Below are 8568 nucleotides of genomic sequence, written 5' to 3'. Positions count from 1 at the left end.
TGTGCGCAGTTCATAGAGGGTTCGTTCTTCTTCGGGTTTTAGCAATGCTCTTAATCGCGCACCCAATAGCATCTCCTCCGATTTTTGACTTCACTTTTACTTATCTTTACATACCTACACTTTTCCACGCCTACCTACTTAGAAAGAGATCGAAAGAGGTTGGATTATTTTACATTTAGTTACACAGCTGAAGGTTTTAACACCGACCGACCTAAGACCAGTTGACTGACTAAAATAGCGAACAGAGGTTGGCTGACTCATTTGCGATCCTCTGTTATTTAGTCTCAAATTGCTTTTTGACGATCTGCAACTGTGGTTCTTTTATTCAACAGAACTGACTTTTTATTTCTGTTCAACAGACTTGCTGTTGTCCATAGAGATGACAAAATAAATTGATGTACGGAAATCCATGATATTAGTCGGGTAAATATTGAATAATTTGAGTCGATGAACGTACTATTAGCTACATTTGGTTCGCGCGGCGACGTACAGCCCTTCGTCGCATTGGGTAAAGGACTTCAGAATCGAGGACATCGGGTCACCGTCTGCACGTGCAGCCGTTTTGAATCATTTATCACCGATTTTGGGTTGGACTATGGCTACGCATCCAATGACTTACTCGATTTGATGGACTCCGATGCCGGCCGAGATGCGATGGAAAACAGCACGGGAGTATTCAGCGCGATCGCAACCACCATCAAGTTGATGAAAGATGCAAAGTCCATCAATCGGCAATTGCTCGAAGATTCGTGGACGGCCGCGCAAGCTGCAAACCCGGATATGATTATCTTTCACCCGAAAGTCCTGGGTGGTCTATCGATTGCCGAGAAGCTCGATATTCCGGCAGCAATGGCCCTGCCTTGTCCGATGCTCGTCCCCACCGCCGAACGACCCACCATCGGTTTTCCCCATTTACCCCTGGGTCCAGGGTACAACCGGTTCACCTACAAACTGGTGCAAATGGGTTATCGAAGCTATGGGGGGATAGTAGACGAGTTTCGTCAGGATGTACTCGGTCTCGAGAAGTGGCCTCAATCCTCGGGAGTCATGCGATCGGCCGATAATCGACCCATTCCCATCCTCCACTTCTACAGTACTGCGGTCGTGCCGCGCCCCCAAGATTGGCCCGATTGCGTTCGTGTTACGGGATCTTGGTTTTTAGACTTACCGGAACCTTGGGAACCGTCGGCAGAGTTGAAGGCATTTCTCAATCGCCCAGACCCAACGGTTTATATCGGTTTTGGCAGTATGGCCGGTCGAGATCCCGCGCGAGTTGCCGAGATTGCGATCGCCGCCTTGCAAAAAGCGAAGTTGCGCGGCATCATCGCCACGGGTTGGGGGGGACTCGATCCGGGAGAGTTACCCGACACCATTTTCCAAATTGACAGTGCCCCCCATGCCGCGCTATTTCCCCAGGTATCTGCGGTCGTCCATCATGGAGGTGCGGGAACGACTGCAGCGGGTTTGCGTGCGGGTTGTCCGACAATCGTTTGTCCCTTCTTTGGCGACCAGCCCTTTTGGGGGGAATGCGTCCGCGAACTGGGGGTGGGCACTAAACCGATTCCCCAGAAGCAATTGACCGTTGAGAGGTTGGCGTCTGCTTTAACCGAGGTAACGACGAATCCAACAATCCGACAAAGGGCAAACGCTTTAAGCGATCGAATCCGTCGTGAAGATGGTATTGGAAATACGATCGCAATTATCGAGAACATGTAAGCATTCACCTTAGCCAATGCACTACGTATTCAAGCTATGACATCCAATCAAAAATACAAGCTAGAAATAGGAAGGATTTGGCCGCTCTCTAAATGCCGATTGCTGAATGCTGAGTGCTATAGCTCGTTGACTGAGTTAAGAAAAAATAGGTCTTGAAGAAGCTAGATTTTTGGGATTCAAAAGCCGTCTGCGCTCGCTTCGAGCCTTTTCAGGGCTGCGAAGAATTTAAATTACTTTAACCCCAACACGCTCAAAATTGCATTCACAATATCGAAGTAAAAGTTTCCTCCCATTTCTCGAAAGAGCTGAAACTCGGCTCCGGGCGTGCCAAAAAACGGACGCAGCGTCCAACCCAACTGACTGCCAACGAAGGCATACAGAAATAGCCAGCCTTTGAGCAACTTTTGCCGATTTTCTTTTCCTTCCTCATCCGCTTCAGTTTCGGACATGAGCTGCATTCCTTGATATAAGAATTTCACCCCCACAAATCCCGTCAACCCCAAAATTGCCACATTGAGTAACTTGAAAAATTGGTAGTTCGGTGTTGTAACGAGGAAAAAGAGCGAGATTGGCGCGAAGCTAAAAAGCAAGACACTAATAGCTGAAACCGCTGCTAGAACAATGGCAAAATGCTGCGTAAAACTTTTTCGCGAACCGAATAAGATATTGAAGAAATACAGAGTTGGCAAGCAAACTGCCATGGTGATTAGATACAAAGACGGTAGCTTCACCGCAGAGGATAGCGATTGCATCCCGCTATGAAACGAGCCGATAATAAAACCGTAAACGGCAAAGAACGCCGAGCTAACGAAGAGAAGAGAGACAATTTTCTGTTTCAGTCCAATATCTTGGCTGATTTGAGCCATGAAGCCATGGCGATCGCGAAGCAACCCTGTCAAAGTATCAAAGTAACTCGTCACTTGAAACTTTGGTTCTAGTGTATTTTTCATGGAGAGCGAAAAGAGATCTAAAGATATCAATCGTAGAGCAGCTACACGAAGTTCGAGGCAAATTCCGGCGAATTCCATTTAAAGTTTGAATGAACTTTAATCAACTTTATCGACTAGAACGTTTTGCTTTACCGTTTTCGCTCGAAAGATACGGCTCGATCGCCCAAGTTTTCGCTCGAGTTTATTCGTGATAATCGCCGCCAGAACCGTATTTCCAGGCTTGAATCCAGCGATCGAGATAGTATTGCCCTCGGGCATTTTTCTGGATATCTTTCTGGGTCGATCGAGCATTTTGCCAGTTCGCCACTGCTTCTCCCAAGGGCAACAAGGCATTGTACGCTCCCAGACTGAGGTAGTGACGCATCCAGTTTACCAACGGCGGCAAACCCACTTGAGGAATCACTTTCGTCACCACTAGAGGACTGTCGATCGAAGTTTTGAATAACGCTTGGGAGAGGCTGCCGAATTGCACCACATCTTGCAAAAACGGACGCAACACCGGATCGCCTAACTTCGCCATGGCATCGAACACCGCTGAGAGTAACTCGTTAATGGCATTGGGGGCAATTTTCTGGTTCACCCCCACACTCATTGTTTGTTGGAACAGCCAGGTGACGGATAAATTCGGCTGGTAGGGCTGCAAAAGGGCGAGGGCATCGCGATCGAGAATATCGCCGCGCAAAGCATCCCCAATTCCCTCATTGAGACGCTTCAGGTGGCGCAGCATCGCCCCGAATCCGCCAAAACTGAGGGGAGACTGACTGCTGCTACTATCCCCCACTGGCAGAATCCGGTTCCAGGGAGATTTCAGGGGGCTGTTGCGGTAGGAGGGAAAGAAGCCGAATAGCGCCCGTTGAAAGTCGAGTTGGGCGAGATCGACATTTTGATACTCCGGCAACAAGCGCAGGTATTCCTCAAAAAAGAATTCTAAACTGAAGCGATCGGGATGGGCATCGAGATAGGTAAATAGATAGGTGGTGCGTCCGTCGCGGGCGGGGAAGGCTTCCCAGAAATACTGACATTGATGCTGAATGGGGGTAAACGACGCGAACAAATCCCCCGTTTCGTTGTTCTCGTACCCTGTGGCGCAACTCCCCGCCACCATACAAATGGCATCAGGCTTACTGCCCCCTCTGGCTTGGCGGACGATGGGAGAAAAATGCCCCATGGCATCCAGCAGCAACCGCCCTTTTAAGGCGTCTTCCCCAGTTTGTACGCTGACTCCATCGGGGTGAACCACCGCCCCTTCAAATGCCGTCCCCTCCAAGAGTTTGCCCCCAGCCGCCAAAAATGTTTGTTTCAGCATTTCCAGCAGAGTCACGGGACGGATACCGATATTGAGGATGTCGCGCACCCAAATTTCGGGACCCTCGAAAAAGCTGACGCGGGCAGGGTTATACTCGGTGACGATCGCCTCGTTAAGCTGGGCTTCGGTGAGTAAGTCCAACTCCAGCAAAACATCGAGTTCCCGGCGAGAGATATTCCACTCTTGTTCTCTGCCGCGCAAAACCCCCCGTTCGAGGAGTAGCGTTCGCCACCCCTGCTTTGCTAATGCCGCCCCGATGATAATTCCCAGGGTTCCCCCGCAGATAATGACATCCCAGTCGGTATCGCCGAGGAGAGTCTCGCTGTTCTGGATAACGTTCGGAACCGGGGTGCTATTGTTTTTAATCGCGTCCCACAGCCCGTCGGCGCGGTGCAGGTTGGCAAGGGGGTTTCCGGGGGTGCGATCGAGGATTTGCGGGGTGAGGTTCATGGGATGAAGGGGAAAACCAGTATTGCTTTACATAGCTTAACGTTAATAGCGATGCAAGGTTAAGTGGAGCTTCTTTTGATGCTTACTTTCTTTGAGCGCTCTTTGAAAACCACAAGATCTTGATGACTCCGATTGTCAGAGCGATCGCATATAAAATTTTTAAAGAGAAGCTGAGGAATAAGTAGTTTGGAGAGTAAAAAAAATCGCCAGGTAACCCACGTTTCCAAAACTCTTCAAGAAAATAATAAGTTCCCGGTGCGTCTCCATAATCTCCCGTATTCGTCATCACGGCTAATCCTTGTATCAGTAAAACTATCGAGAATCCGAACGCGCCAATTTCAATTTTTTTGGATCGATGTCTAATGACTTCGATCGCAATAAGAATAAGATTGATTAGGTAACAGGGAAAACACAAAATCACTAAAATAATCGCCATTGACCAGCCGGGTGCTGAGAAAGCAAACAGGAACGAACTGATAACAGCATAAAACAGGTATAAGCACAAAAGTAGATAACTGGAAACTTTCATTTTTTAATTGGATTAATAATCTGAATAGGCAGACCACATGGCAAATTAGAGTTAAACTCCGATTAAGCTTGTAGTCTAAAACAATATTTTGCTTGTTTGACTGGCGATGCGTGACGATCGCCAATGAATAACGGAAAGAGCGCGAACTGCTATCGAGGAAAAAAGATATAATAAAATTGTTTTGGTTTCGATGTTATTTTGAGGTGTATAACAATGAATATTCAACAATCAAACGTCGATTTATTAAGCAAACTAGATATTAAAAAATTAACGAATTCTTCTGACTTATTTGCAGAAACGTTCGTGTGGCATTTCTTTAATGCCAAGCTCCCGGAGGTTCAGGGTGACTATGTTGGCTTAAACGGTCTCCAAACCTTTTTTGAGAAACTGGCAGCAATCACCAATGGTAGCTTTGAGGTTGAGCCACTTTCAATTACTCCCATGGGAGATGAATTGGTCGTTACGCACGTTCGAGATCGGATGACATTAGAAGGTCGCGCGATCGAGCTTGATGCGGTTGTTGTGTGGCGCATTGTTGACGGTTGCATTGCAGAAGCTTGGGATATTCCATCGATTTATACAGAGCGATCGCAAACGGAGCGCTAATCTCTATTGTCTCTAGGGTTCCTCTTGACTTTGTTTGTGACATACTCCCGACGCTAACCCGTTTCCCATTCCCCATTCCATCAAAGCCAATTCCCCACCAACACGTAAGGAGCCCAGAAATAGGGAATCCGGTAGCGACTATCTTGCAAAACGCTTAACTGCGCTTGTCGCAAGGCTTCTGCTTTCGTGATTCCCGGCTGGGTTATCTCCTGGTAGAATGCTTCCATCAGCACCACAGAAGAGCTATCGTTCACTTGCCACAGCGTTGCCAAAGTACTGCGCGCCCCCGCCCGCACCGCAACTCCCGCCAATCCCAAGGCGGCGCGATCGTCTCCATCGGCGGTTTCGCAGGCGCTAAATACCAGCAATTCGATCGGCTTGGCAAAACGATCCGATCGCCTCTTGAGTAGCGTATCCAAATCTTTGACGTTAATCACCCCATCCCAGGTGAGGATAAACGTCAAATCCGCTTGAGAACTAAACTGTCCGTGGGTGGCGATGTGGACGATGGGAAAATCAGATTTCTCCATTTCGGCTTGCAAAGCCTCTTGGGTAAAACTTTCGTTGAGCAATACCTCACTAGGAATCTGAGATTGAATTTGCGTCAGTTCCGGTTCCACCCCCGGCAACGGCGTAAACCCCTGGCGTGCTTCCGATAATCCAGCGGCAAGGGTGGTGAGTTTCTCCGATTCGAGGGGTTGGGAGGAGAGGAGTTGGAGTCCCGGTGTGAGAGCGATGCGGTATTTTTCGATCGCGTACCGCTCGCCATCGTACAACGCTGCCATGGGAATATTGCGCAACTTGCCATCGAGGATAAAGACGAGGGTTTCGATGCCCTGCTGCTGGAGTTCGGTTTCGATCGGACGCAGTACCCAATCGTAGACTTGTTGGGAAAGCTCTTTCACTTCCTGCTGATTTGCCGAGATGCGTCCCAACCCTTGGCGAAGTTGGAGAAGGGTGCGATCGAGTTCGCCGGTGGCAACGCGATGGCTGTAGTGGCGCAGAGGGGCGTTGGGCAGGGAAACGATAACATCGATGCGATCGTCGAGCAAAATCGGGTAGACACTCGCCGCTTCGGGATCGATTTCATCCACCGCTACCGGTTCGGCATCCAAACAGGCTTCCCGGAAAAAGTTATCCAGTTCCGCCAGTTGCAGGGATTCGATCGCCTTGCGGGCTTTCTTCAAATTTTCCTGACTCGGGTTGCCGCCACCACTATCTAAAAGTAACGCCACAAACTGGCGGTATATCGGTTCGACGCTTTTGCGGAAGCCGTACTGGACATCGGAATTTCCCGCTTCGATCGCCACCAAGTCGTTACGCAGGGATTGCAGGGTTGTAATGGCCACTTCGTAGGCTGCCGTCGCCTGTTGGGTTTCTCCTCGCCCATTCAGCAACCGCCCCAACTGCCACTGCCATTGGTAGGCGATATCCGAAGCTTTAATCCCCTGGGCTTTGAGAAGGGCTGTCTGTGTTAAATCCAGGGCAATTTCTGACTGCCCGGTGCGTTCGTAGAGTTCCCCCAACCGCCCCAATGCCATCGATTGCCCTCGAACATCTTCGAGTTGTCGGGCTTCTTCAATCGCGGTTGCGAGGATAGCTGCTGCCGTTTCAAATGGGGAAGTTTGGGGGTTTTCGGGTAACTCCTCTAAATATCGGGCAAAATTCACCCGCGCGTAAATCGAACGTCGAGAACGGGGCAACGCTGCCAACTGCCCTTCAATTTCTGGTGTTAAGGTTGCAGCATCTTGCCATGCTTCCGTTTCCACCAACAACCCCAATTGGTTGAGTTGGGCTTCAATTTGGACGATGGGAGACGTGGCCTGGGTTGAAGCTTGTTCGTACGCCTCTAAGGCCGTTTCGATTTCTGAGGTGGCGGCGGCATTTCCCTTGGCGAAGGCAACCGCAGTATTTCCCAAACTAAACTGAATGGCTGCGATCTCATCTGGCGATTGGAGATTCCGGGCAACTTGCAAACTCTGCTGCAACACTTCGCGAGAGGCATCCAAATCGCCGATGACCCGGAGGGCATTCCCCAAACTGCGCAGTCCCGTGGCTTTGAGAGCGGAATCCGGCGCAGCCAGCAACTCGGCTTTAACCGCCTCCAACGTCTCCGTGGCCCTCGCGTAGAGTCCCAGACTTTGCAGGGCTTGGGCTTGGTTGATGCGCGCCCCCGTCGCCCCAAACTCATCCCCCACTTCGGAATAGGCGATCGCAGCTTGCTGCCATCGTTCCAGGGCCTTTTCCCCCTGTCCCCGCACCAGTTGCCAGTGTCCGTCGGTATTCAGGGCTTGGGCGAAGATACTGCCATAGGTTGCCGCTTCGGGGTTGGCGGCAGATGCGAGCAGGGATAGGCTATTTTCGATCGCCTCTTTTGCGTCTTCCCAAGCGCCAATTTGCTGGTATGCCAGAGATAGGTAGTTCAAGGCTAACGCCCGATTCAGAGGATCGCCTGCAAAGACTTCCGTTCCCTGCTGCCAAACCCGCGCCGCCTCCGCGTACTGTCCGGCTCGATACAAGCTGCGCCCTCGATCGAGTAACGATTCTCCCGATGCCCGGTGGAATGTGGGGGTTTGAGAATCGGGAGTTGCGGCGATCGCATCTAGGTGGGGTGCGGTGGGTGGGGCAAAGGCTGTAGAACTTTGAGCGCTCAGGGCCAAGGCAATCGAGGCGAAAAGTAGAGACTTGAGCCTACCCTCGAGATGTAGGCGCGATCGATCTGATTTCATGTGTTCTCCAGTGGCATCGATTGATCGACGATGTACCCTGAAACTCGATCGCCCCATGCGATCGATAAAGTGAATTCGTTGAAATATCGAAGTGCGGGCGTTTGAGGAGACTGGTGACGGCTTCGAGTGCGTTCGCGCACGATTGCCGCCGGAGAAAACCTGCTGACCCGATCGACCTACGGATTACTGTATATAGGTTTGGTTGAAATTTCAAGGCAAGAGAAATGCTCTACCCGGCTTTGTCGCTTCCTTTAGACCTCTGGTATTGCAACCGCCAGACCC

At 50.4% G+C, this 8568-nt stretch carries 6 protein-coding genes; 2 read left to right on the top strand and 4 right to left on the bottom strand.

The features are described 5' to 3' along the window. Positions 1 to 447 precede the first annotated feature (447 nt). Positions 448 to 1716 (top strand): glycosyltransferase, encoded by a 1269-nt coding sequence (locus tag AC2215_RS27815; RefSeq protein ID WP_486813292.1) that lies wholly within the window; start codon positions 448 to 450, stop codon positions 1714 to 1716. A gap of 230 nt (positions 1717 to 1946) precedes the next feature. On the opposite strand, the gene AC2215_RS27810 is transcribed toward AC2215_RS27815, so the two are convergent. The 3 genes from AC2215_RS27810 to AC2215_RS27800 form a co-directional block, all read right to left on the bottom strand. Beyond that, on the bottom strand, positions 1947 to 2666 hold the full coding sequence (locus AC2215_RS27810) for an actin-binding WH2 domain-containing protein (protein ID WP_486813291.1): 720 nt from the start codon (positions 2664 to 2666) through the stop codon (positions 1947 to 1949). Positions 2667 to 2847: 181 nt separating this feature from the next. Beyond that, positions 2848 to 4422, bottom strand: coding sequence for an NAD(P)/FAD-dependent oxidoreductase (locus AC2215_RS27805; RefSeq protein ID WP_486813290.1), 1575 nt, complete (start codon positions 4420 to 4422; stop codon positions 2848 to 2850). Between the two features lie 82 nt (positions 4423 to 4504). After that, complete coding sequence (locus AC2215_RS27800; protein ID WP_486813289.1) at positions 4505 to 4951, bottom strand: hypothetical protein; 447 nt, start codon at positions 4949 to 4951, stop codon at positions 4505 to 4507. A 213-nt stretch (positions 4952 to 5164) separates the two neighbouring features. Between AC2215_RS27800 and AC2215_RS27795 the strand changes: the two genes are divergently transcribed. Beyond that, on the top strand, positions 5165 to 5557 hold the full coding sequence (locus tag AC2215_RS27795) for a nuclear transport factor 2 family protein (protein WP_486813288.1): 393 nt from the start codon (positions 5165 to 5167) through the stop codon (positions 5555 to 5557). 80 nt (positions 5558 to 5637) lie between these two features. Here AC2215_RS27795 and AC2215_RS27790 read toward each other — a convergent pair whose 3' ends face one another. Then, a complete protein-coding gene (locus AC2215_RS27790; RefSeq protein ID WP_486813287.1) occupies positions 5638 to 8286 on the bottom strand; it encodes a CHAT domain-containing protein in 2649 nt (882 codons plus the stop codon). Positions 8287 to 8568: the final 282 nt, after the last annotated feature.

The organism is Zarconia sp. (assembly GCF_057467645.1).
This window is presented reverse-complemented; position numbering and strand designations above follow the sequence as displayed.

Bases quoted from the DNA above. Each gene is read 5' to 3' on its own strand.
- AC2215_RS27815 (WP_486813292.1), top strand. From the start codon at position 448: ATGAACGTACTATTAGCTACATTTGGTTCGCGCGGCGACGTACAGCCC.
- AC2215_RS27810 (WP_486813291.1), bottom strand. From the start codon at position 2,666: ATGAAAAATACACTAGAACCAAAGTTTCAAGTGACGAGTTACTTTGAT.
- AC2215_RS27805 (WP_486813290.1), bottom strand. From the start codon at position 4,422: ATGAACCTCACCCCGCAAATCCTCGATCGCACCCCCGGAAACCCCCTT.
- AC2215_RS27800 (WP_486813289.1), bottom strand. From the start codon at position 4,951: ATGAAAGTTTCCAGTTATCTACTTTTGTGCTTATACCTGTTTTATGCT.
- AC2215_RS27795 (WP_486813288.1), top strand. From the start codon at position 5,165: ATGAATATTCAACAATCAAACGTCGATTTATTAAGCAAACTAGATATT.
- AC2215_RS27790 (WP_486813287.1), bottom strand. From the start codon at position 8,286: ATGAAATCAGATCGATCGCGCCTACATCTCGAGGGTAGGCTCAAGTCT.